The following is a 22,678-nucleotide window of genomic DNA, read 5'->3' as shown; positions in this document are numbered from 1 at the left end:
CTCTGCGGAGGATAGGGGATTTGAACCCCTGAGGGCGTTAACCCAACCCGCGTTCCAGGCGAGCGCCATAGGCCACTAGGCGAATCCTCCGTCGGCTACCTTACCGGCGACACCCCCTCGGAGACGAATCGGGTCGGTTCGGTGGTGCGCGGGGGATGTGGCTAGACTCGTCCACGGATCCCGCGCGGCGCGCATCCTGTGAACTCCCCCAGGGCCGGAAGGCAGCAAGGGTCAACGGGCTCTGCCGGGTGCGCGGGGTCCCCTTAACTTCCCGCCACGCGCAGTCGCCTCGAAAGGCCCTCCTCGCCATGACCGGCCAAGCTCAACTCGGACTGATGAATCCCGACGAGCTGGCTACGGAGCACGAGAAGCACAAGACCGAATACGACGCCCTGAAGGGCCGCGGACTGTCGCTGGACCTCACTCGCGGAAAGCCTTCTCCCGAGCAACTCGACCTCGCTGCCGGACTACTGACGTTGCCCGGTGAGGACTACCGCGACGGCAAGGGCACCGACTGCCGCAACTACGGCGGACTCCAGGGCCTTCCCGAGTTGCGCGCCATCTTCGGTGAGCTCCTGAACATCCCCGCCGCGAACCTGGTGGCCGGCAACAACGCGAGCCTCGAGATCATGCACGACCTGGTGGTGTGGGGAATGCTCCACGGCACCGTCGACTCCGTGCGTCCCTGGGCCGCCGAACCCGTCGTCCGCTTCCTCTGCCCCAGCCCCGGATACGACCGGCACTTCGCCATCACCGAGAGCTTCGGCATCGAGATGATCCCGGTGACAATGAACGAGGACGGCCCCGACGTCGCCGAGGTCGAGCGGCTGGTCTCGGGCGATCCGCAGATCAAGGGCATGTGGTGCGTGCCGAACTACGCGAACCCCACCGGCGCCGTCTACTCGGAAGAGGTGGTGCGCGCCCTGGCCACGATGCCCACCGCGGCCGCCGACTACCGCCTGTTCTGGGACAACGCCTACGCCGTGCACCCCATCAGCGAGCAGTTCCCACCGTCGTACGACGTCCTCGGGCTCGCAGCGGACGCGGGCCACGCCAACCGGCCGTACGTGTTCGCGTCGACGTCCAAGGTCACCTTCGCGGGTGCAGGAGTCAGCTTCCTCGGAGCGTCCACCGCGAACCTCGACTGGTACCTGGGTCACTACGGCAAGAAGAGCATCGGCCCCGACAAGCTCAACCAGCTTCGCCACCTGCGCTTCTTCGGCGACGCCGACGGAGTGCGGTCGCACATGGCCAAGCACCGCGAGATCCTTGCGCCGAAGTTCGCGATGGTCCAGGAAATCCTCGACGACAGGCTCGGTGCCTCGAAGGTCGCATCGTGGACCGAGCCCGACGGCGGTTACTTCGTCAGCCTGGACGTGCTCGACGGCACCGCTGCCCGCACCATCTCGCTGGCCAAGGACGCGGGCATCGCGCTGACGGGCGCCGGCTCCGCCTTCCCGTATAAGCGGGACCCGAACGACCGCAACATCCGCCTGGCCCCCAGCTTCCCGTCGACGGACGAGCTGGCCGCGGCGATGGACGGCGTCGCGACCTGTGTTCTGCTCGCTGCGACCGAGAAGCTGTTGGGTTCGTAGTAGCTCCTCCACTTCCCGCACGGTGCTCCTGTTGTAGCCGGAGCAGGTTGCCGAAACCGAAGCGGGTTCCGATGCCTCGGTCGCCTGTGGATGAGGTCGGCTGCACGTGCTCCGTGTTCTGCATCCTGCTCTGGTTGTAGCCGGAGCACCTTGCTGAAACCGGAGCAAGCAGCCGCCCTGTGGATAGAAGAATTCACTGGTCGACGAGGTCGTTCACGATGAGCGAATGGCCGACGACCCACTCATCACCCGACGCGAGCTGGTGCACCGCGGTGTCAGCGATTCCGAGATCCGCCGTGCACTCCGGTCCGGTTCGATCTCCTCCGTGCGCCGCGGGTGCTTCGTCGGTTCCGGCGTCATGGCGGACGTGTCCCCGGAAGCACGCCACCTCCTCTGCGCCAGGGCCGTTCTGTCGGCAGGCGGATCCGACCTCGTACTCAGCCATGAGTCCGCCGCACTGCACTGGGGGTTGCCGCTGATCGGCGGACCACCGCACAAAGTGCATGTCACTGCGACGAGTGGACGACGCGGACGTGTCGACGCGGACAGATATCTCCACAGCCATTCCCTCAGCCCGGTCGACCTGACCACGCACGACCTGATTTGTGTGACGACGCTTGCGCGAACCGTCGTCGACCTCGCCTGCTCGCTGTCGTTCGAGGCTGCGGTGTGTGCGGGGGACGCCGCGTCGGCTGAGGACGCCGACCTGCGGGAGGCTTTACAGCGATGTGGCCGACGCGCAGGTATCGCCCGAGCGCGACGTGTGGCCGACTTCGTCGATCGTGCGAGTGAATCGGTCGGTGAGTCGCGGAGCCGGGTCTACTTCGACCGACACGGGCTTCCCCGTCCTCGGCTGCAGACCGAGATCGTGGTCGACGGACGCGTGTATCGACCCGACTTTCTGTGGGACACCGTGATCGGCGAGTTCGACGGGATGGTGAAGTACACCGGTGGAGGTGAGGCGACCGAGAGCGTGATGGTCGCCGAGAAGCTGCGGGAGGACGCTCTGCGCGCCGCCGGGTGGCGAGTCGTGCGCTGGACCTGGAAGGACCTCGCCGACGATCGGTTGGCGCAGCGCATCCGTGCTGCGCTGTCCGCGTGAAAGAATGACGCCATGGCAACGACGCTGCACCTGGTGGGAGACCCCGACGCCGACGCACTGCTCTCTTCCGAGCCCCTGGCGCTCCTGATCGGGATGCTGCTCGATCAGCAGGTGCCGATGGAATCCGCGTTCGCCGGGCCGAAGAAGCTGGTGGATCGCATCGGGTCGCTCGACGTGCGCGCGATCGCCGAGATGCCGGAGGACGACTTCCTCGCCATCTGCTCCACCCCGCCCGCGGTGCATCGTTACCCGGGATCGATGGGTAAGCGGATCCAGTCGATGTGCTCGTTCATCGTGGATACCTGGGACGGCCGTGCCGACGCCATCTGGACGGAGGGCGATCCGGACGGCAAGGAAGTGCTGAAGCGACTGAAGGCGCTGCCCGGGTACGGCGATCAGAAGGCCAGGATCTTCCTCGCGCTGCTGGGCAAGCAGATGGGTGTGGAGCCGACGGGCTGGCGCGACGCCGCGGGTTCCTACGGCGACGACGGGTCGCGCCGGTCGATTGCCGACGTGGTCGACGCCCGCTCACTGGGTGAGGTCCGCGAGTTCAAGAAGGCCGCCAAGAAGGCGGCGAAGGAGAGCAAGGGGTCGTAGGTTCCCGCCGACCGATCTGTCGGTCGGCGTCGGTACTCTTTCTCGCGTGGCCCTGTACCGGAAATACCGTCCAGCGACGTTCGCGGAAGTGGTCGGGCAGGAGCATGTCACCGAGCCGCTGTCCGTCGCACTCGACTCGAAGCGCATCAATCACGCCTACCTGTTCTCCGGTCCTCGCGGCTGCGGTAAGACGTCCTCCGCGCGCATCCTGGCGCGCTCGCTCAACTGTGTGGAAGGTCCGACGTCGACTCCGTGCGGCGTCTGCGGGTCGTGTGTGGCGCTGGCTCCCGGTGGCCCCGGCAACCTCGATGTGATCGAGCTCGATGCTGCGAGCCACGGCGGCGTCGACGACACCCGTGAACTGCGTGATCGGGCCTTCTACGCCCCGGCCGAGTCCCGCTACCGCGTCTTCATCGTGGACGAGGCGCACATGGTCACCACGGCCGGCTTCAACGCGCTGCTCAAGATCGTGGAGGAGCCGCCGGAGCACCTCATCTTCGTGTTCGCGACGACGGAGCCGGAAAAAGTTCTTCCGACCATCCGTAGCCGTACGCACCACTACCCGTTCCGACTGCTGCCCCCGGCAGCCATGCGCGGGCTGATGGTACGTATCTGCGCGGAAGAGCATGTCACCGTCCAGGATGCTGTGTTCCCGTTGGTCATTCGCGCCGGCGGCGGTTCGCCCCGTGACACTCTGAGCGTGCTGGACCAGTTGCTCGCCGGCGCGGGCGACGAGGGTGTGCAGTACGCCCGCGCGCTCATGCTGCTCGGTGTCACGGACGTCGCGCTGATCGACGAGGCCGTCGACGCGTTGGCCGCGCAGGACGGAGCAGCGCTGTTCGGCACCGTCGAGAAAGTCATGGACGCCGGGCACGATCCGCGTCGGTTCGCCGTCGACCTGCTCGAGCGTCTCCGCGACCTCATCCTCATGCGAGCGGTTCCCGACGCGGGGGAGCGCGGTCTGATCGACGCCCCAGCGGACATGATCGAGCGCATGCGCGACGAGTCCGAGCGCATCGGTCCGGCCACGTTGGCGCGGTACGCGGAGACGGTGCACGCCGGTCTGGGTGAGATGCGCGGCGCGACGGCGCCCCGTCTGCTCCTCGAGGTGATGTGTGCCCGCATGCTTCTCCCCGCTGCGTCCGACGCGGAAAGTGCTGTGCTGCAACGCATCGAGCGGTTGGAGCGTCGGCTCGACGTCACGCTTCCCGCCGGAGAAGCCGCCGCTGTGGAGGCGGGTCACGAGCAGGACCGGCTCGAGGCCACGGCCCACAAGCAGACTTTCCGACGGCCGTCCGAGCGCGCTCCCGAACCGGCGCCAGCACCCGAGGTGGCCGCGAAACCTGTTGCGCCAGAGCCGACACCACAGCCCGAGCCGACCCCCGAGCCCGTGCCGGCACCGAAGCCCGACCCCGTGCCGACACCCGAGCCGACGCCGACCCCGGAACCCGAGCCGACCCCGGAACCCGAGCCCGAGCCGACACCGGAACCGGATCCGACACCGGAACCCGAGCCCACCGCGGCTCCCGAACCCGACACGGCCGGACCCGATGTGGCTGCCGTGCGCGCGGTCTGGTCCGAGGTGCGGACCAAGGTCCGTGAGCGCAGTCGCACGGTCGAGGTGATGCTGTCGGGTGCGACGGTGAAGTCCGTCGGTGACGGCGCGATCGTGCTGGGTCACGACTCGGCGCCGCTGGCGAAGAGGCTGGTGGAACCGAGGAACGCGGAAGTCATCAAGGACGCGCTGCGGGATGTGTTCGGTGTGGACTGGACCGTCGTCTGCGAGGCCGGGGACGGCTCGGTGCGTGCAGCGGCCCCGGCGCCCGCCACGGCGACACCGGAACGTCCTGCATCGAACGCTCCTCGCTTCTCGCGACCCAGCCGTGCCGCACCGCAACCGGCGCCGACCTCGACGGCCCGCCCGTCCACGGCGTCGCGGCCGACCGACGACGACATACCGCCTCCGCCAGAGGAGCCCGACTATCCGGACGACCCGGGCAGCCCTGATCCGTACGACGGTCCTCCTCCCCCGGAAAGTCCGGAGGAGCAGGAAGAGTTGATGAAGCAGGCGAAGGAGCCTGTCGATCCGTCGACGCGGCGCGATCCGGACGAGGTCGCGCTGGAGCTGCTGCAGTCCGAATTGGGCGCCACCCCGCTCAAGGAGATCTGACACTCTCGAAAGGGCCCGCGAACACCGTCCCCGGTGTCATACTGCGCGCTCGTTTCGGTCCTTTCCGCCACGCCTTTTCGTGCTTATGGTGAGTGGCGTCGAGGTCTGTACCTCGTGGGCGCCGGTGCCTGTATCCGCCGTGCTGCCCATCTCACGTCGGAAGGAACTCTGCGCAGTGACCACAGAGGCATATATCTACGAAGCCATCAGGACGCCGCGAGGCAAGGGCAAGAACGGGTCGTTGCACTCGGTCAAGCCGATCTCGCTCGTCACCGGGTTGATCGACGAGCTCCGTCGTCGCTTCCCCGACATGGACGAGGATCGGATCTCCGACCTCATCCTCGGTGTCGTCTCGCCCGTCGGCGACCAGGGCGCGGACATCGCTCGCACGGCGGTCCTCGCCGCGAAGATGCCCGACACGGTCGGCGGCTTCCAGCTCAACCGCTTCTGCGCCTCGGGCCTCGAAGCCGTCAACCTCGCCGCACAGAAGGTGCGGTCCGGGTGGGACGAGCTGGTCATCGCCGGCGGCGTCGAGTCGATGTCGCGCGTGCCCATGGGCTCGGACGGCGGCGCGTGGGCGATGGACCCGCAGACCAACTACGACACCTACTTCGCTCCTCAGGGAATCGGCGCCGATCTGATCGCGACGATCGAGGGCTTCACCCGTGAGGACGTCGACGCCTACGCCGCGCAGTCGCAGGAGCGCGCCGCTGCTGCATGGTCGGGTGGCTACTTCACCAAGTCCGTCGTTCCGGTCACCGACCAGAACGGCCTGCTGATCCTCGACAACGACGAGCACATGCGTCCGGGTACGACGGTCGAGTCGCTCGGCAAGCTGAAGCCCGCGTTCGAGGGAATCGCCGCGATGGGCGGCTTCGACGACGTCGCGCTGCAGAAGTACCACTGGATCGAGAAGATCGATCACGTCCACACGGGCGGTAACTCGTCCGGCATCGTCGACGGTGCTGCACTCGTCGTCGTCGGCAGCGAGGACGCCGGCAAGTCGATGGGCATGGCTCCCCGTGCGCGCGTCGTCGCGACCGCCACCAGTGGCGCCGACACCACCATCATGCTGACCGGCCCGACGCCTGCGTCGAAGAAGGTCCTGGCCGCGGCCGGGCTGACGGTCGACGACATCGACCTGTTCGAGCTCAACGAGGCGTTCGCGTCCGTGGTGCTCCGCTTCCAGCGCGATCTGAAGATCCCGGGCGAGAAGCTCAACGTCAACGGCGGCGCCATCGCCATGGGCCACCCCCTCGGTGCCACGGGCGCCATGATCACCGGCACCGTCCTCGACGAGCTCGAGCGACGCAACGGGCGCTACGCGCTGATCACCCTGTGCATCGGCGGCGGCATGGGCGTGGCCACCATCATCGAGCGAGTCTGAGGAACTTATATGAGCGAGAACATGATTGCGTGGGATCAGGATGCCGACGGCATCGTCACGCTGACGATGGACGACCCCAACCAGGGCGCCAACACGATGAACGAGCTCTACAAGGACTCGATGGGCGCGACGGTCGATCGCCTCGAGGCCGAGAAGGACTCCATCACCGGCGTCGTCATCACCTCGGCGAAGAAGACGTTCTTCGCCGGTGGCGACCTGAAGAACATGATCAAGGCCGGTCCGGCCGACGCACAGCAGATCTTCGACGAGGTGCAGACCGTCAAGGCGCAGCTCCGTCGCCTCGAGACCCTGGGCAAGCCCGTCGTCTCCGCGATCAACGGTGCAGCACTGGGCGGCGGACTCGAGATCACGCTGGCGACGCATCACCGCATCGTCGCCGACGTGCCGGGCGTGCAGCTCGGCCTCCCAGAGGTCTCGCTGGGCCTGCTCCCCGGCGGTGGTGGCGTCACGCGCATCACCCGCCTGATGGGCATCCAGAACGGTTTCATGTCGGTGCTGTCGCAGGGCACGCGTTTCCGGCCGTCGAAGGCTCTCGAGCTCGGTCTGGTGCACGAGGTCGTCGGCAGCATCGAGGAACTGGTTCCCGCTGCGAAGGCATGGATCAAGGCCAACCCCGAGGGTGGCGTCGCTCCCTGGGACGTCAAGGGCTACAAGATCCCCGGCGGCACGCCGTCGAATCCCAAGCTCGCACAGATCCTTCCGGCGTTCCCCTCGAACCTGCGCAAGCAGATCAAGGGCGCGCCCATGCCGGCGCCGCTCGCGATCCTGTCCGCAGCGGTGGAAGGCGCGCAGGTCGACTTCGACAACGCGTCCACCATCGAGTCGCGCTACTTCACGTCGCTGGTCACCGGCCAGGTCTCGAAGAACATGATCCAGGCGTTCTTCTTCGACCTGCAGGCGATCAACGCCGGCAAGTCGCGGCCGGACGGCTACGAGAAGACCCAGTTCACCAAGGTCGCCGTTCTCGGCGCCGGCATGATGGGCGCGGGCATCGCCTACGTCTGTGCGAAGGCCGGCATCGACGTCGTCCTCAAGGACGTCGAGCAGGCGTCCGCGGACAAGGGCAAGGCGTACTCGGAGGCCATCGAGGCCAAGGCTCTCTCGCGTGGCAAGACGACGCAGGAGAAGTCGGACGCGCTCCTCGCGCGGATCCACCCGACGGCGGACCCGAAGGACGTCGAGGGTGCAGACCTCGTCATCGAGGCCGTCTTCGAGTCGCAGGACCTCAAGCACAAGGTCTTCCAGGAGATCGAGGACCTCGTCGCTCCCGATTCGCTGCTCGGCTCGAACACCTCGACGCTGCCCATCACCGGTCTCGCGACGGGTGTGAAGCGCCAGGAAGACTTCATCGGAATCCACTTCTTCTCGCCCGTCGACAAGATGCCGCTGGTCGAGATCATCCGTGGCGACAAGACCTCGGATGCGGCTCTGGCCAAGGCATTCGACCTCGTGCAGGCCATCAAGAAGACGCCGATCGTCGTCAACGACAGCCGCGGATTCTTCACCTCCCGCGTGATCGGTACCTTCATCAACGAGGCCATCGCGATGCTGGGCGAGGGCGTCGAGCCGTCGACCATCGAGCAGGCCGGCCTCCAGGCGGGCTACCCGGCGCCGCCGTTGCAGCTCTCCGACGAGCTGACGCTCACCCTGATGCAGAAGATCCGCAAGGAGACCTACGACGCGATCGTGGCCGCCGGCGGAACTCCTCCGGAGGATGCTGCGGGTGCCGTGATCGACAAGATGGTCGACGAGTTCGAGCGTCCGTCCAAGTCCAAGGGCGCCGGCTTCTACGAGTACGTGGACGGCAAGCGCACCGGCCTCTGGTCCGGTCTGCGTGACGCCTTCAAGTCGGGGACGTCAGAGGCGTCCTTCGAGGACCTCAAGGAGCGCATGCTCTTCATCGAGGCGATCGAGACGCAGAAGTGCTTCGACGAGGGTGTCCTGAACACCACGGCCGACGCCAACATCGGCTCGATCTTCGGAATCGGCTTCCCGGCGTGGACCGGTGGCGTGCACCAGTACGTCGTCGGCTACGAGGCCGCGGACGGTTCGATCGGCAAGGAGGCGTTCGTCGCCCGTGCCGAGGAGCTGGCCAAGCAGTACGGCGAGCGGTTCACTCCGCCTGCGTCACTGCGCTAGTCACGAGCACACGACAGCCCCGCACCTCGTGGTGCGGGGCTGTCGTCGTCTCAGCGCAGCACGCGTGCTGCGAAGTCCAGCGAGGCCGGCATCGACGCCATCAGCGTTCCGACGTGGTCGGGAGTCGGGAAGGTGACCAGCTGGAAGTCCGTGCCGGCGGCAGACATTCGTGCGGTCTGCGCGAACGTCAGAGGTGCGGGGACGGTCTGGTCCGCCAGGCTCTGCGTCACCAACAGGGGCCGATCGTATCCACTGACGGGAACGGCCTGCATCTGCCGGAACACCGGCGCCAGCGGAGTCAGCGGCCTGGTCAGCAGGTCACCGAACTGCGCGGGATGCGTCTCTCGGTAGGTACGGAATTCGGTGCCGCACAGCGTGGTCGCCGCGTTCAGGTACTCGAGGCCGCGCGGAGTGAGGTAGCTCCGCACATCGAGTTCGGGGCGCTGGTCGCTCATGCCCGCCAAAGTGGAGAACACGTAGCCGACGATGCCGTTCGGGAGCACCGGCGGGATTGTCGGGCCGGCGAACGGGAAGACCGAGTCCAGCTGCGTCGGTCCGGCAATGGCTACGGCGCCGCGGAAGTCGAGTTCCGGTGCGCGCGACGACGCAGCCGCGGCAGCGAAGTACGCCGCGTTCCCACCTTGCGACAACCCGGTGGCGATCCACGTCGGGGACAACGTCCCACCCACCACGGAATGGGCTGCGCGCACGATGTCGACGGTGTTCGCGCCGGCTGCGGGGCCGTCGAGATACGCACTCACGCCGGGGGTTCGCATGCCCGCGTAGTCGGTGGCGACGACGGCGTATCCCGCCGCCAGCCACGCTTCGACGGCCGGGCGTTCGAGCTCGGTGGTGCCTGTCAGCGACGGTGCGCACGCGTCGTCGATGCCCGTGGTTCCGTGAGCGTGCGAGACCACGGGCCATCCACCGACGGGAGGCTCGCCGGCGGGCACGAACACGGTTCCCGTCGATTCGCCGACCTTGTCCGCGGTGCGCAGCGTGGTGTAGCGGACGAGGTAGCTCTCGGCGGCACCTCGGGGCGCGAGCGCCGGGTCGAGCGCACTGCTGGAGATCACGGTTCCCGCGGCAGGTTCCGCGGATGCCGGCGCGACGGCGAGCCAGAGGGGTGTCGCCAGCGATACACAGGCAACGAGGGCAGGGAGACCGAGTCGTCGTAGAGAAGTCACGTCTGTCAGTTCACCACGGGCTGCGCACCTCGTGGTGTGTCTCCTCACGAGGATCTGCCCGACGCGGCGTCAGGGGACTACGTTCGACAGGTGAAGACTCCTGTTGTCACCGTCATCGGTGTCGTAATCGCCCTTCTGGGCCTCCTGTTCGCCCTCCAGGGATTCGGGGTGATCGGCGGTAGCGCGATGAGCAACACGTCCACCTGGTCGATCCTCGGTCCCATCATCCTGATCGTCGGAGTGGCGATCGTGGTGGTGAGCAGGCGCCGCGGGGTCTAGCTCGAATACCGCCGGCGCAGGTCGACCTTCACGACCTTGCCGCCGGCGTTGCGGGGGAGCGCCTCCACCAGGACCAGGTCGCGAGGGTGCTTGTAGTGCGCGAGGCGTGCGTCCAGCCAGTCGACGAGGTCGGGAAGCGTCAGGTCCGGCTCGTCGGTGGCGCGCTGCGCGACGACGGCGACGGGCACCTCACCCCACCGGTCGTCCGGGCGGCCGATGACGGCTGCCTCGAGTATCCGGGGATGGGAGAACAGGACGTTTTCGACCTCGGCGCAGTAGATGTTCTCACCGCCGGAGATGATCATGTCCTTCTTGCGGTCGACGACGAAGACGAAGCCCTCGTCGTCCTGGCGCACCAGGTCGCCGGAATGGAACCAGCCGCCGTGGAACGCATCCGACGTCGCGGCGGGGTTCTCCCAGTAACCGTGCATCAACGTCGGTCCGCGGTAGACGATCTCGCCGATGTCGCCTCGCGGGACGTCGACCATGTCGTCGTCGACGACCCGCGCTTCCACCGTGGCGACGACGCGTCCCACGGACCCGAGTTTGCGGAGTGCGTCGCCGCCGTCGAGGACACAGGTGATCGGCGACATCTCCGTCTGGCCGAAGACGGCCACGGTGAGGGCGTCGGGGAACGTCTGCGACATGGCCCTCAACACGGTGTCCGACGCCGGCGCCGCACCCCACGAGATCACCCGCAGTGCCAACGTCCTGGGGCGTCGCGCCTGTTCTGCGCAGACCGCCTGCCACTGCACCGGCACGAGGAACAGGGTGGTCACGGCCTCGGCCTCGAGGACGTCGAGCAGTGCGGCCGGGTCGAACGCACCGACGGGGTGGATGACGGTGGGGATGCCGAGTTTGAGACTGGGGGCGATGCTGCCCAGCGCGGCGATGTGGAACATCGGCGACGCGCAGAAATTGATCTCGTCCACCCCGTACATCTGTAGCGCCCGGATGCAGGTGAGTGCTTGGGCCTGCATGTTGGAATGGGACAGCACAGCACCTTTGGGGCGGCCGGTGGTTCCCGAGGTGTACATGATCAGCGCCGGCGCATCGTCCGGGACGTCGGTGTCGGGCGCAGGAATGCCCTCGCGGATCAGCGCCTCGTAGGTGTCCCCGTCACCTCCCACGATGATCGAGTCCGCGATGCCGACCGCCGCGGCGAGCGGTGCCAGAGCGTCCTCCACGACGATGAGGCCGGCGCCGCTGTTCTCCGCGAGGTAGGTGATCTCCGGTGCGCTCATCCGGAAGTTGACGGGCACGGCGATCGCACCGACGGCGGTGATCGCCAGCACCGATTCGACGTACTCGGGCCGGTTGAGCATGAGGATCAGCACCCGGTCCCCGGCCGTCACACCGCGGCGGGACAACCCGCCGGCGAGTGCGTCGACACGGTCGGCGAGGCCGCGCCAGGTGTGCGTCGCCCCGCCGAAGCGCAGCGCCACACCCGCGGGATCCATCAGTGCGTGTCGACGTACCTGGTTGTTCCAGTTGTCCCGCCGTGCACGTCCGGGCTGCGACTGATCCGCCATCTCGGGTGTCCTCTCGTGGAGTCGCACCCGCTCGGGTGTCGACAGTCCCCGTGATTCGACACCCGAGACGGCGTCCGTGTCAGCAGATCAGCCGTTCCACCAGGGGCGCAACGGAAGTCCCGCGTCGGCGGTGCTGTCGAGCTTCACGGCGAGCACCTGGTGCAACTGCACGACGTTGCGCTCGAAGCCCAGGCGCGAGCCGGCCATGTAGAGGCCCCAGACGCGGGCGGTTCCCTCACCGACCTCGGCGACACAGGCATCCCAGTTGTCGACGAGGTTGCGGCACCAGTCGCGCAGAGTCAGCGCGTAGTGCTCGCGCAGGTTCTCCTCGTGGCGCACCTCGAGGCCGACGTCCTGCATCTCGGTGATGATGCGACCCGACCCGGTCAGTTCACCGTCGGGGAAGACGTAGCGGTCGATGAACCCACCCGCACGTGCCGACGACCGGTTGTCGGGGCGGGTGATGCAGTGGTTGAGCACGCGGCCACCGGGACGGAGCTTGCTCTTGATGAACTCGAAGTATGCGGGGTAGTTCGAGACACCGATGTGCTCGGTGAGGCCGATGGACGACACCGCGTCGAAGTCGGTCTCGGCGATGTCGCGGTAGTCGCTGTGCCGGACCTCGGCGAGATCACCGAGGCCGTCGGCGGCGATGGCCTGCTGTGCCCACTCGGCCTGTTCCTTGGAGAGCGTGGCGCCGATGACGTGGACGCCGCGGCGGGCCGCGTAGCGCACCATCGAACCCCAGCCGCAGCCGATGTCGAGCAGCCGATCGCCCGCTTTGAGGTTCAGCTTCTCGAACACCAGGCGGTACTTGTTCTCCTGCGCCTCCTCGAGAGAGGCGTCGATACTCGGGTAGGCGGCGCACGTGTAGGTCATCGACGGGCCGAGGACGTACTCGTAGAACGTGTTGGACACGTCGTAGTGGTGGTGGATGCTCTCCGCGTCGCGGGTCTTGCTGTGCCGCAGACCCTCGGCGATACGACGCCACCGCGGCAGTGACTCCTGGGGCGGGGGAGCGATGGGCCGCAACAACTCCCAGCCCAACGAGCGGGTCACGGTGGCCAGCGCGCGGGCGGACGGGCGCTTGAAGTGAAGGTCGTCGCCGAGCATCTTCAGCACGTCGTACGGGTCGCCCGGGTGGGCGCCTTCGATCTCGAGGTCGCCGGAGACGTAGGCGCGGGCCATGCCCAGGTCGCCCGGAGCTGTCGCGAGGTATGTGGTGCCGCGGGGTGAGGTGAGCTTGAGCCCGTACTCGGAATCCTCGGCACCGGCCGTACTGCCGTCGTAGGCCGAGAAGCGCACGGGCAGATCACCTTCGGTGAACTGCTCGAGAATCTCGGCTATGGAGAGTTTGGGCGAACTACCGGCCGTGCCGGAGTTCTGATGATCCTTGAACGTCGTCATCGACGATGCACCGCCTTCGAATACAGATCCAACAGTCGCGAATCGGGGTCGTACTTCTTCTTCAGAAGGCGGTATTTCTCACCGCCGTAGAGGGCATCGAACTCGTCCTTGTCGTAGAACGAATCCGAGTAGAGCGATTTGTGGCCGTCGAACTCGGTCACCGTCCGTTCGATGCGGCGGTTCGCCGCACCTTCGGGCTCACCGTCGACGATCGGGACCGACGACCAGAAACCGATGTTGACGTACGTACGGTGTGGTTGCAACGGGTACAGCGGCCACCCGCGAACTCCGGCATCCGCCTCGCTCGCATCGCTGTAGCCGTCGGGTTCCCGCAGCCGCAGCGGACACAACCACAACGGCTCGATCGGTATTTCCCGCAGGAACCAGTCGACGAAGGCGGCCGTGTTCTCGACGGGAACCTCGATGTCCTGCACGACGCGTTCGCGGATCGGGTTGCCCTTGCGCCGTTCCAGGCGATCGGCGATGTCGTACTTCTGGTCGAGCGCGATCAGCTTCCAGTAGAAGCTGCTGCGCAGGTATTTCTTGGGCCAGAACTTCCGGATGCGGGGGTTCTGGGCGCCGAAGGCACGGGAGCACCAGAACCAGTCGGTGTCCCATCGCCACAGGTAGTCGCGGATAGTCAGCCGATCACGCTTCGGGGCGGCGCCGTCGTGCTGGATGGACCGGTAGAAGACGCGATCGTCGGTGTAGTCGCTGACGGGTCCGGGTTCGTCGGTGCCGCGGCCCAACGTCAGGTACGCCTCGGATCCTGTGAAGACGACTCCGTCCAGGTAGTCGACGCGTTCGCCGTCGTACTCGCGGTCCGCGACGATCCGGGTCATCACCTCCTGCACCGACTCCACGTCGTGGAAACGGACGTGGCGCAGGGCGACGTAGGGGTGGACACGCTCGAGCTCGATGCGGAGACGGGTCGAGTACCCGAGCGTGCCGTACGAGTTGGGGAACGCGTGGAACAGGTCGCTGTACTCGTTGTCGGCTGTCGCGGTGACGATGTCACCGGATCCGGTGAGGATGTCGACCTCGAGCACGGACTCGTGCGGGAGCCCGTTGCGGAAGGACGTCGACTCGATCCCGAGGCCCGTGACGGCCCCGCCGAGCGTGATGGTCTTGAGCTGGGGGACCACAAGCGGCGACAGGCCGTGGTGCAGGGTCGCGTCCACGAGGTCCTCGTACGTGCACATTCCCTGCACGTCGGCCGTCATCGCGACGGGGTCGATGGAGATGACTCCGCCCAGTCCCGAGACGTCGAGGCCGGGAGCGGTGTTCTTCGGCCGGGCGCGGAAGAGATTGGACGTCTTCTTCGCCAGCCGGACGGTCGCCGCGTCGGGTATCGCGCGGTAGCTGCTCAGCAGTGTCCGTACGCCGGCTTCGTGCCGGTCTTGTCCGATTTCAGCAGGTCCGGGGGGTCTCCCACGTTCTGCGTCGAGTGTCCGATCCACGCGAGAACGCTATATCGCGGTTGTTCGCAACGCTACGGAAGGTGCCCCTCGAGACGGGAAACGTCACATGATCGTTGCCGTCGATTCGCCCGGTGTCCGCCCGGAAACCTCTCGGCCGGGACATGGAAGACTGGTAGTACCGTTCGTTCGTTTCGATGTGCTCAGGAGAACCCCTCATGGCCAAGGTCAGCGCCAGCAGTGTCCGCACGTTCGAGGCGGCACCCGACAAGGTGCTCGCTGCCCTCTCCGACTACGAGACCGTGCGCCCGCGCATCCTGCCCGAGAACTACCGCGACTTCGCTGTCGTCGAGGGCGGTCAGGGCGACGGCACCGTCGTGCGCTGGATCCTCCAGGCGACCGAGAAGCGGTCACGGGACGTCCTGGCGACCGTGTCCGTCGCGGGCTCGACGATCACCGAGACCGATGCCAACTCGTCGATGGTCACCACCTACGCCGTCTCCCCGAGTGGGGCGGGTTCGCAGGTGACGACGACGACCGAGTGGACCGGCGCCGGTGGCATCGGCGGTTTCTTCGAGAAGACCTTCGCCCCTCTCGGGCTGAAGAAGATCCAGGCGAGCCTGCTGGAGAACCTGTCGCGTCAGGTCCAGTGACCTGTCGGGTCGAGTGACTAGGCTCGACCAGGACCACAGCTTTCGTCTCGGAAGGACACCCGCCGTGCAACCCGGTGAACAGCCCGACATGTCCCAACTGCTGCAGCAGGCCCAGCAGATGCAGCAGCAGCTCATGGCCGCCCAGGCCGAGATCGCCGCGACCGAGGTCACCGGCAGCGCCGGCGGCGGACTCGTCGTGGCCACCGTCAAGGGCAGCGGCGAGGTGGTGGGCCTGACCATCGACCCCAAGGTCGTCGATCCCGACGACGTCGACACCCTGCAGGATCTGGTCATCGGCGCCATCGCGGACGCGTCGCGCGCCGCGGCCGAGGTCGCCTCGCAGAAGCTCGGCCCCCTCGCCGGTCTCGCCGGCGGCGGTCTTCCCGGTCTGCCCGGCTTCTAGACCGTGTACGAAGGTCCGGTCCAGGATCTGATCGACGAGCTGGGCAAGCTCCCCGGTGTCGGACCGAAGAGTGCGCAGCGCATCGCCTTCCACCTCCTCGCCGTCGAGGCGCCCGACATCGACCGCCTGCAGAAAGCTCTGCAGCGTGTTCGCGACGGAGTGCAGTTCTGCATCGTGTGCGGCACCGTCTCGGACAAGGAGATGTGCCGCATCTGCTCCGATCCCCGGCGGGATCGCACCATGATCTGCGTCGTGGAGGAGCCGAAGGACGTCCAGGCCGTCGAGCGCACTCGCGAGTTCAAGGGCCGCTACCACGTGCTCGGCGGTGCTCTCGATCCGCTCAGCGGCGTCGGTCCGGACCAACTCCGCATCCGTGAGCTGCTCACCCGCGTCGGCAATCAGGAGGACGGTGTCGACGTCTCGGAGGTCATCATCGCCACCGACCCCAACACCGAGGGCGAGGCGACGGCGACCTACCTGCTGCGCATGATGCGCGACTTCCCCGGTCTGAGCGTGACGCGCCTGGCATCCGGTCTGCCGATGGGCGGCGACCTCGAATTCGCCGACGAGCTCACGTTGGGCCGGGCGCTGTCCGGCCGCAACGTGATGCGCTAGCGCTTGAGTCGGTAGAGCCGCTCCGGCCGGCCGACGTTGCCGTAGTCGAGCGTCACCGTCACGCGGTTCACGTCGGAAAGGTACTCCAGGTAGCGCCGCGCGCTGGAGCGCGACATGCCCGTGCGTTCGGCCATCGCGCTCGCGGAGATCTCCGTCTCGTTGTCCCGGAGGTGCTGCTCCACCATCGTCAACGTCTCGCCGCTCAGACCCTTGGGCAGACGGGTGGCCGCACCGCGAACTCCGAACGCCTTGTCGACGGCGTCCTGCTCCGCCTCGGAGATGGCCGCCAACGACTCGCGGGTGTGCCGGTAGTGCTCGAGCCGCTCCTGCAGGGCGGAGAACTTGAACGGCTTGATCAGATAGTGCACGGCGCCGGCGCGTAGCGCCCTCTGAACCGACTCGGCCTCACGCTCGCTGGTGATGACCAGAACGTCCAGGTCAGGGATGATGTCGCGGAACGGGCCGATCAGATCGAGTCCGGTGACGCCCGGCAGGTGGACGTCCAGAAGCACCAGATCCGGCCGTGTCGACTCGACCTTCTCCAGCGCCTCCCTGGCCGTGTGCGCCACCCCGCACACCTCGAAGCCGTCCACCTTCGCCACGAACCCGGTGTGTACGCGCGCGACCATGAAGTCGTCGTCGACCACCAGGACCTTGAGTGTCATCGTTCGTCCCTCCCCACGCTCGCCCGGAAGACCGTCCAGCGCCTGCCGTCCTCGACTCTCTCACCCACCGACACCTCGCCGCCGCCGCGGCGACAGACGACGCGCACGAGGGCCAGACCGAAACCGTGGCCGTCGAGCGACGTCCCCTTGGTACTCCACCCCTGTTCGAAGACCTTGTCGACGTCCGGAGCGTCGATGCCCGGGCCGTTGTCGGCGATCTCGACGTCGATACGGTCCTCGGTGGTCACGATGCGCACCCGTACGACCGGATCCGGTGTCCCGTGTTCCAGCAGCGCGTCTACTGCATTGTCGACGAGATTGCCGACGATGGTGCAGAGATCGCGGGAGCCGTCGTCGCTCGATCGAGGGAGATTCGAGGCGTCGTCGAGCGCAATCGTGACCGACCGTGCCGCCGCCGCACCGATCTTCGCGATCAGCAGGGCGGCGACCCCCAGATCGTCGATGCGGTCGGTGACGGTGGAGGTCAGTCGTTCCCGATGCTCGGTGATGCCGTCGACATAGCGCTCCACCTCGTCGTACTCGCCGAGCTGCACCAGCCCCGAGATGGTGTGGAGCTGGTTGTCGAACTCGTGAATGTGTTCGCGCAGTGCGGTCGAACTGGTGCGGCTGATGTCGAGCTTGCTCTCGACGTCGCTGAGCTCCGTGCGGTCGCGGAACGTGGTGACCGTCGCGACCTTCCGACCGGCAGCCTCGATCGGGACGGTGTTGAAGACCAGGATGCGATCACCGGTGAGAACGAGTTGATCACCGTCGTCGCTGGGGTGGCGCAGGACGTCGAGCACGCGATCGTCGAGCCCCAGCTTCTCCACGTCCCGTCCGACACTGTCCTCGGGGAGACCGAGCATGTCGTGGGCGCTGCGGCTCAGCAGGACGACCCTGCCCGAAGGGTCCAGTGCGACAACGGCTTCCTTCAGTCCCTCGAGCATGGCCTGACGTTGCCGGACGAGGTCGACGATCTCTCCGGCCTCCATGCCCATCGTCTGCCGTTTGACGCGTCGGGCAAGCAGGATGGAGCCCACGGCTCCCAGGACGGAGGCGACCGCGAGGTAGATGAGCAGGTCGGGGGTCGCCTGGCCGAGCCGCGCCCACACCGACGGGTACTCACGCCCGACGATGGCCACTCCCACGATCCGACCGTCGGCGTCGAGTACCGGGACCTGCGACTGGACGGACGCGTTCGGGGACAGTGCCGTGTTCTCGCTGGTCTCGGCCAGACCGGTCCAGGATCGGCCGTCGCGGGCCCCGGCACCCTCGGCGGCGGACTTCTGCCCGATCCGCGACGGATCCGTGGCGACGACGATGACTCCGTCGGGATCGGTGAGTTGTGCGTAGTCGAGGCCGGACACTGCGCGCACCGACTCCACGGCGCCCTGCAGTCCCGAGCGGATGCGCGGCTGAGCGGAGGGCAGCAGCTGCCGGACTGTCGGGCTGGCAGCCAGGTTCTCCGCGGCGGACTGCACGCGCAGGCCCTGCTCACGTTGGAAGGTCGCGGACGCCTGCGCGAGCGAGAGGCCGCTGATGACCACGAGCACGGCGACGATGATGAGAAGCTGGAGTCCGAGCAGTTGTGACGAGAGGGTGCGGCGTGATCGAAGGAGATTCAGTCGCCGCCGCATCACCGCTGAACCGTACCGCCGGACGGTGCGGGAATTCGCGCATCTGCGTGCACGGTCGGCGCGCACAATGAACACAATCCCGTTTGTGCACCAAAGGGTGACCACAGTCACAAGATGCGCCACAGTGAGATCGTGCCCATGAACCGACGTCGCCGCATCAGCGCTCTCGCAGCGCTGCTGGTGGTGCTCTGCACGGCGACCGCCTGCAGTGCGGCGATGCCGTCCATGGTGACCGGGGTGGGGGAGCCGGGACTTCGTCTCATCGCTCCCTCCGTCGCCGGTGGCGGTTACGACCTGACCGCTCGCAGCTTGGCCCGAGGTTGGGCCGCGGAGGACGTCGTGGTGGACGACGTTCTCGTACTACCCGGATCGGGTGGCGTCGTGGGGCTCAATCGTCTTGCTCTGGAACAGGGCAACGATCGGCTCCTGCTGGTGATGGGACTGGGGCTGGTGGGCGCACTGTCCACCACCCCGTCCGATCACTCGATCACCGACGTCACTCCCATCGCCCGCCTGGTCACCGAACCCGAGGTCGTGCTCGTACCGGCGGCATCCCCGCTGCGTACGTTCGCCGACCTGCTCGATCGATGGCGCTCGGACACGTCCGGTCTCCAGTTCGCCGGCGGCTCCGCCGAGGGTGGTCCGGACGGACTGTTCCGAACCCAGCTCGCTCGGGCCGTCGGAGTCGATCCGCGGGCGTCCGAGTACCGCGTCTACGACGGGGGCGGCGAGCTTCTTCCCGCCCTGCTCACCGGCCAGGTCGACGTGGCCACGACCGGCGTGAGCGAGTACCTCGACCAGATCGCGTCGGGCACCGTCCGTGTCCTCGCCGTCTCCAGCGCCGAGCGTATCGACGGTATCGACGCCCCCACCGTCCGCGAGCAGGGTGTGGACCTGGACTTCGACAACTGGCGGGGCATCCTCGCGCCGCCGGGACTGCCGCCCGACCGGGTCGACGCTCTGACCGCCCAGGTCGAGTCGTTGGTCGAATCCCCTGTGTGGCAGGAGATCCTGCTGCGCAACGGGTGGAGGGACGCTCTTCTCACCGGTGACGACTTCGCGTCGTTCCTGGACGAGCAGGCCGACCTCGTCCGCACCACGATCGGCCCACCCACCACCGGCTGACGCCGGCCCACCAGCTCGGTCCCCTGCGACAGCTGTGTCCTGAACACCCCGATCCACTCGATACACCCCACTCGAAACACGAGGAGTAGTAACCATGTTGGTGATACTCGGCTTCCTCATGGTTGCCGCTTTCATGTTCCTGATCCTGACCAAACGTGCGACGCCCGTCGTCGCGCTGATCCTGGTGCCGGTCATCTTCGGTCTGTTCGCCGGAGCCGGCCTCGGCATCGGCGACATGATCACGGACGGCATCAAATCGCTCGCCCCGACCGCCGCGTTGCTGTTCTTCGCGATCATCTTCTTCGGCATCATGATCGACGTCGGACTGTTCGACCCGCTGGTGCGCGGCATCCTGCGCCTGGTGCGCAACGACCCGATGAAGCTGGTCGTCGGAACCGCCGTGCTGGCGATGGTCGTCTCGCTCGACGGTGACGGCTCCACGACGTTCATCATCGTGACGTCCGCGCTGCTGCCGCTGTACCTGAAACTCGGTGTCTCCCCGGTCATCCTGACCGTCGTCGCCGGTCTGGCCAACGGCACCATGAACATCATCCCGTGGGGTGGACCCACCGTCCGTGCCGCATCGGCACTCGGCATCTCGCCCTCCGACGTGTTCATCCCCATGGTTCCGTCCATGATCGCCGGCCTGATCATTGTGCTGCTGTTCTCGATCCACCTGGGTCTGATGGAGCGTCGCCGCCTCGGCTCGCTGGTCTACGACACGGAGCTCGTAGGAGCCGGCGTGGGTACCGACGGCACCGGAACCGGCAAGACCCGTCGCAGCACCGGAAGCGCCGACATCACCACCGGTGACGACGAGAACGACGGCAAGGCAGGCCAGTTCATCGACGGCCTCGACCCGAACCGCGACACCCTGCGTCCGAAGCTGCTCTGGTTCAACGCGATCCTGACCGTCACGCTCCTCGTCATCCTGGTCATGGACATCCTCCCCATCCCGGTGCTGTTCATGATCGCCGCCTCCATCGCGCTCACGTTCAACTTCCCGAAGGTCAAGGAGCAGGGCGAGGCCATCGCACGCCACTCCGCCTCGATCGTCTCCGTCGTCGCCATGGTGCTCGCCGCTGCCGTCCTCACCGGCGTGTTCTCCGGTACCGGAATGGTCGAGGCGATGGCCGAGTGGCTCCTCGGCGTCATCCCGGACGCCATGGGACCGTTCCTGGCCGTCATCACCGGAATCCTGTCGATCCCGCTGACGTTCTTCATGACCAACGACGCCTTCTACTTCGGCATCCTCCCGGTGCTCACCGAGACGGCCGCGCAGTACGGCATCGAGCCGGTCGAGATGGCACGCGCCTCGATCACCGGCCAGCCCGTCCACCTGCAGAGCCCGCTGGTCCCCGCCATCCTGCTGCTGGTCACCCTTGCCGGCGTCTCGCTCGCCGACCACCACCGCAAGGTCCTGTGGCGCGCCACCGTCGTCTCCTTGACGATGCTCGCCGTCGGCGTCCTCCTCGGCCAGATCCCCTTCGGCTGATCAGCATCCACGAGAAAGAGAACACACGATCATGAGTGTCGCCGTCGTTCACAACAGCTCCGACGAAGGCCGCAAAGCCCTCGGATCCGCACTCCAGCAGGCACGGGCGACCGGTACCGACCTGGTTGTGCTGCATGCGTACTCCGGTTCACCCGATCCCTCCTCGGAGGCCAAGGAGGCCGACGCGGTGGAGGAATCCATCAGGGCGTCGCTCTCGGCTCTCGGTGAATCCGAGGCGACGTGGACCCTGGCCGCAGCTCAGCCCGACCCCGATGCCACGACCACCCTGCTCGCCCTGATCGAGAAGTCCGGAGCCGAACTGCTCGTGGTGGGTTCGCGTCACCGGTCGGCCGTCGGCAAGTTCCTGATGGGCCAGTCGATCCAGCGTCTGCTTCTCGAAACACCGGTACCGGTGCTGCTCGTCAAGTCGTGAGCAGAGTTCGTACCGTCGCTGTGAGCGCCACCCGCTGGGTGGCGCTCACAGCCGTGTCCGTGGCCGGATGGTTCCTACTCGACGCGGTGGGACTGACCGCCCCGTCACTGTTCGCGGCTCTCGTCGTCGCGGTCTTCTTCGCCCTGACGGGACTGGGTCCGCGCGCGGTCCCGCGGTTCGGGTCGATGGCGGCCCAGGGAACCCTGGCCGTGACGATCGGCCTGATGGTGGACATCGAGACGCTGGCTGCGTTGGGCGACAACTGGTTTCCCGCGGTGGCCATCGGGATCGCCACGTTGGCGGTCAGTGCCGGCTGCGGCGCACTTCTCGCACTGAACAAGGATGTGACGGCAGCGACGGGCATGCTGGCGTTGATCGCCGGCGGCGCCACCGGACTGGTGGCCACGGCGCGCGAACTCGGCGGCGACGAGCGTGTCGTCGCCGTCGTGCAGTACCTCCGCGTCGCTCTGGTCGTCGTGACGATGCCGCTGGTTGTCACCTTCGTGTTCCACGCGGACACGCACGCCGTCGAGCCTGCGGAACCCGTCGACGATGCGCTGCCGTGGTGGATCGGTGTGCTGTTCCTCGTCGGTGCCGTGCTGGTGGGCATCGCTCTGGGGCGGCTCGCGCGTCTTCCCGCTCCCGCGACGCTGGGACCGTTGCTGGTGTCCGGCGCACTCGCTCTTCTCGGGTGGCCGGTGGGCATCGAGATCCCCCCGATCGTGCTCCCGATCGCCTTCCTGGTGATCGGATGGCAAGCGGGCTTGGCCTTCACGATGTCGAGCCTGCGTCTGATCGGTCGGCTCTTTCCCTACGCG

At 67.2% G+C, this 22,678-nt stretch carries 20 protein-coding genes, 1 tRNA gene and 1 other RNA gene; 15 read left to right on the top strand and 7 right to left on the bottom strand.

Translation table 11 applies throughout. The annotated features are described in order from the left end of the window. Positions 1–5: 5 nt before the first annotated feature. A tRNA-Ser gene (locus RU01_RS13165) sits at positions 6–90 on the bottom strand. An 82-nt stretch (positions 91–172) separates the two neighbouring features. Here RU01_RS13165 and ffs point away from each other — a divergent pair. The 7 genes from ffs (at position 173) to RU01_RS13135 (ending at position 9,011) form a co-directional block, all read left to right on the top strand. Beyond that, positions 173–267: signal recognition particle sRNA small type (gene ffs, locus RU01_RS22510), an RNA gene on the top strand. A 41-nt stretch (positions 268–308) separates the two neighbouring features. Further along, positions 309–1,595: an aminotransferase class I/II-fold pyridoxal phosphate-dependent enzyme gene (locus RU01_RS13160; RefSeq protein ID WP_042575027.1), complete on the top strand. Its 1,287-nt coding sequence runs from the start codon at positions 309–311 to the stop codon at positions 1,593–1,595. A gap of 226 nt (positions 1,596–1,821) precedes the next feature. Next, positions 1,822–2,697: a type IV toxin-antitoxin system AbiEi family antitoxin domain-containing protein gene (locus RU01_RS13155; protein ID WP_042575026.1), complete on the top strand. Its 876-nt coding sequence runs from the start codon at positions 1,822–1,824 to the stop codon at positions 2,695–2,697. 12 nt (positions 2,698–2,709) lie between these two features. Next, positions 2,710–3,294 (top strand): HhH-GPD-type base excision DNA repair protein, encoded by a 585-nt coding sequence (locus RU01_RS13150; protein WP_042575025.1) that lies wholly within the window; start codon positions 2,710–2,712, stop codon positions 3,292–3,294. 46 nt (positions 3,295–3,340) lie between these two features. Then, entirely contained in the window at positions 3,341–5,464 is a 2,124-nt protein-coding gene (locus RU01_RS13145; protein ID WP_042575024.1) for a DNA polymerase III subunits gamma/tau, read from the top strand. Positions 5,465–5,639: 175 nt separating this feature from the next. Next, positions 5,640–6,851 carry an acetyl-CoA C-acetyltransferase gene (locus tag RU01_RS13140; RefSeq protein ID WP_042575023.1) on the top strand — a complete coding sequence of 404 codons (1,212 nt, stop codon included), beginning with the start codon at positions 5,640–5,642 and terminating at the stop codon, positions 6,849–6,851. Positions 6,852–6,860: 9 nt separating this feature from the next. Beyond that, a complete protein-coding gene (locus tag RU01_RS13135; RefSeq protein ID WP_042575022.1) occupies positions 6,861–9,011 on the top strand; it encodes a 3-hydroxyacyl-CoA dehydrogenase NAD-binding domain-containing protein in 2,151 nt (716 codons plus the stop codon). Positions 9,012–9,061: 50 nt separating this feature from the next. Here RU01_RS13135 and RU01_RS13130 read toward each other — a convergent pair whose 3' ends face one another. Next, a complete protein-coding gene (locus RU01_RS13130) occupies positions 9,062–10,198 on the bottom strand; it encodes an alpha/beta hydrolase family protein (protein ID WP_042575021.1) in 1,137 nt (378 codons plus the stop codon). A 90-nt stretch (positions 10,199–10,288) separates the two neighbouring features. On the opposite strand from RU01_RS13130, the gene RU01_RS13125 reads away from it, so the two are divergent. Beyond that, positions 10,289–10,477: a membrane protein gene (locus RU01_RS13125; protein ID WP_042575020.1), complete on the top strand. Its 189-nt coding sequence runs from the start codon at positions 10,289–10,291 to the stop codon at positions 10,475–10,477. Here the strand turns inward: RU01_RS13125 and fadD5 are convergent. The 3 genes from fadD5 to RU01_RS13110 form a co-directional block, all read right to left on the bottom strand. Next, positions 10,474–12,009, bottom strand: coding sequence for a fatty-acid--CoA ligase FadD5 (gene fadD5 / locus RU01_RS13120; RefSeq protein WP_042575099.1), 1,536 nt, complete (start codon positions 12,007–12,009; stop codon positions 10,474–10,476). The two genes, RU01_RS13125 and fadD5, sit on opposite strands and share 4 nt — an antisense overlap. Positions 12,010–12,096: 87 nt before the next feature. Then, positions 12,097–13,416 (bottom strand): class I SAM-dependent methyltransferase, encoded by a 1,320-nt coding sequence (locus tag RU01_RS13115; RefSeq protein ID WP_042575019.1) that lies wholly within the window; start codon positions 13,414–13,416, stop codon positions 12,097–12,099. After that, positions 13,413–14,825 (bottom strand): FAD-binding oxidoreductase, encoded by a 1,413-nt coding sequence (locus RU01_RS13110; RefSeq protein WP_042575098.1) that lies wholly within the window; start codon positions 14,823–14,825, stop codon positions 13,413–13,415. The genes RU01_RS13115 and RU01_RS13110 overlap by 4 nt, the downstream gene beginning before the upstream one ends. Positions 14,826–15,052: 227 nt before the next feature. Here RU01_RS13110 and RU01_RS13105 point away from each other — a divergent pair, with 227 nt between their 5' ends. From RU01_RS13105 to recR, 3 genes are all read left to right on the top strand, one after another. After that, complete coding sequence (locus RU01_RS13105) at positions 15,053–15,487, top strand: SRPBCC family protein (RefSeq protein ID WP_042575018.1); 435 nt, start codon at positions 15,053–15,055, stop codon at positions 15,485–15,487. A gap of 64 nt (positions 15,488–15,551) precedes the next feature. Beyond that, complete coding sequence (locus RU01_RS13100; RefSeq protein WP_042575017.1) at positions 15,552–15,890, top strand: YbaB/EbfC family nucleoid-associated protein; 339 nt, start codon at positions 15,552–15,554, stop codon at positions 15,888–15,890. 3 nt (positions 15,891–15,893) lie between these two features. After that, positions 15,894–16,505 carry a recombination mediator RecR gene (gene recR, locus RU01_RS13095; protein ID WP_042575016.1) on the top strand — a complete coding sequence of 204 codons (612 nt, stop codon included), beginning with the start codon at positions 15,894–15,896 and terminating at the stop codon, positions 16,503–16,505. Here the strand turns inward: recR and RU01_RS13090 are convergent. Continuing rightward, on the bottom strand, positions 16,502–17,170 hold the full coding sequence (locus RU01_RS13090) for a response regulator (RefSeq protein ID WP_156148908.1): 669 nt from the start codon (positions 17,168–17,170) through the stop codon (positions 16,502–16,504). The genes recR and RU01_RS13090 overlap by 4 nt on opposite strands. Continuing rightward, the gene (locus tag RU01_RS13085; RefSeq protein ID WP_042575014.1) at positions 17,167–18,807 is read right to left on the bottom strand and encodes a sensor histidine kinase; all 1,641 of its coding nucleotides are present in this window, start codon (positions 18,805–18,807) and stop codon (positions 17,167–17,169) included. Before RU01_RS13085 ends, RU01_RS13090 begins: the two co-directional genes overlap by 4 nt. 114 nt (positions 18,808–18,921) lie before the next feature. Here RU01_RS13085 and RU01_RS13080 point away from each other — a divergent pair, with 114 nt between their 5' ends. From RU01_RS13080 to RU01_RS13065, 4 genes are all read left to right on the top strand, one after another. After that, positions 18,922–19,932 (top strand): Bug family tripartite tricarboxylate transporter substrate binding protein, encoded by a 1,011-nt coding sequence (locus RU01_RS13080; RefSeq protein ID WP_231568704.1) that lies wholly within the window; start codon positions 18,922–18,924, stop codon positions 19,930–19,932. A gap of 94 nt (positions 19,933–20,026) precedes the next feature. Continuing rightward, positions 20,027–21,427 (top strand): CitMHS family transporter, encoded by a 1,401-nt coding sequence (locus RU01_RS13075; RefSeq protein WP_042575013.1) that lies wholly within the window; start codon positions 20,027–20,029, stop codon positions 21,425–21,427. Between the two features lie 31 nt (positions 21,428–21,458). Further along, positions 21,459–21,860 carry a universal stress protein gene (locus RU01_RS13070; RefSeq protein ID WP_042575012.1) on the top strand — a complete coding sequence of 134 codons (402 nt, stop codon included), beginning with the start codon at positions 21,459–21,461 and terminating at the stop codon, positions 21,858–21,860. Then, positions 21,857–22,678 (top strand): AbrB family transcriptional regulator (locus RU01_RS13065; protein WP_042575011.1); only part of this gene is annotated, 822 nt, incomplete at its 3' end. The genes RU01_RS13070 and RU01_RS13065, both read left to right, overlap by 4 nt.

It is taken from the genome of Rhodococcus sp. MEB064 (assembly GCF_000834565.1).
Taxonomy (GTDB): Bacteria; Actinomycetota; Actinomycetes; order Mycobacteriales; family Mycobacteriaceae; genus Rhodococcoides.
This window is presented reverse-complemented; position numbering and strand designations above follow the sequence as displayed.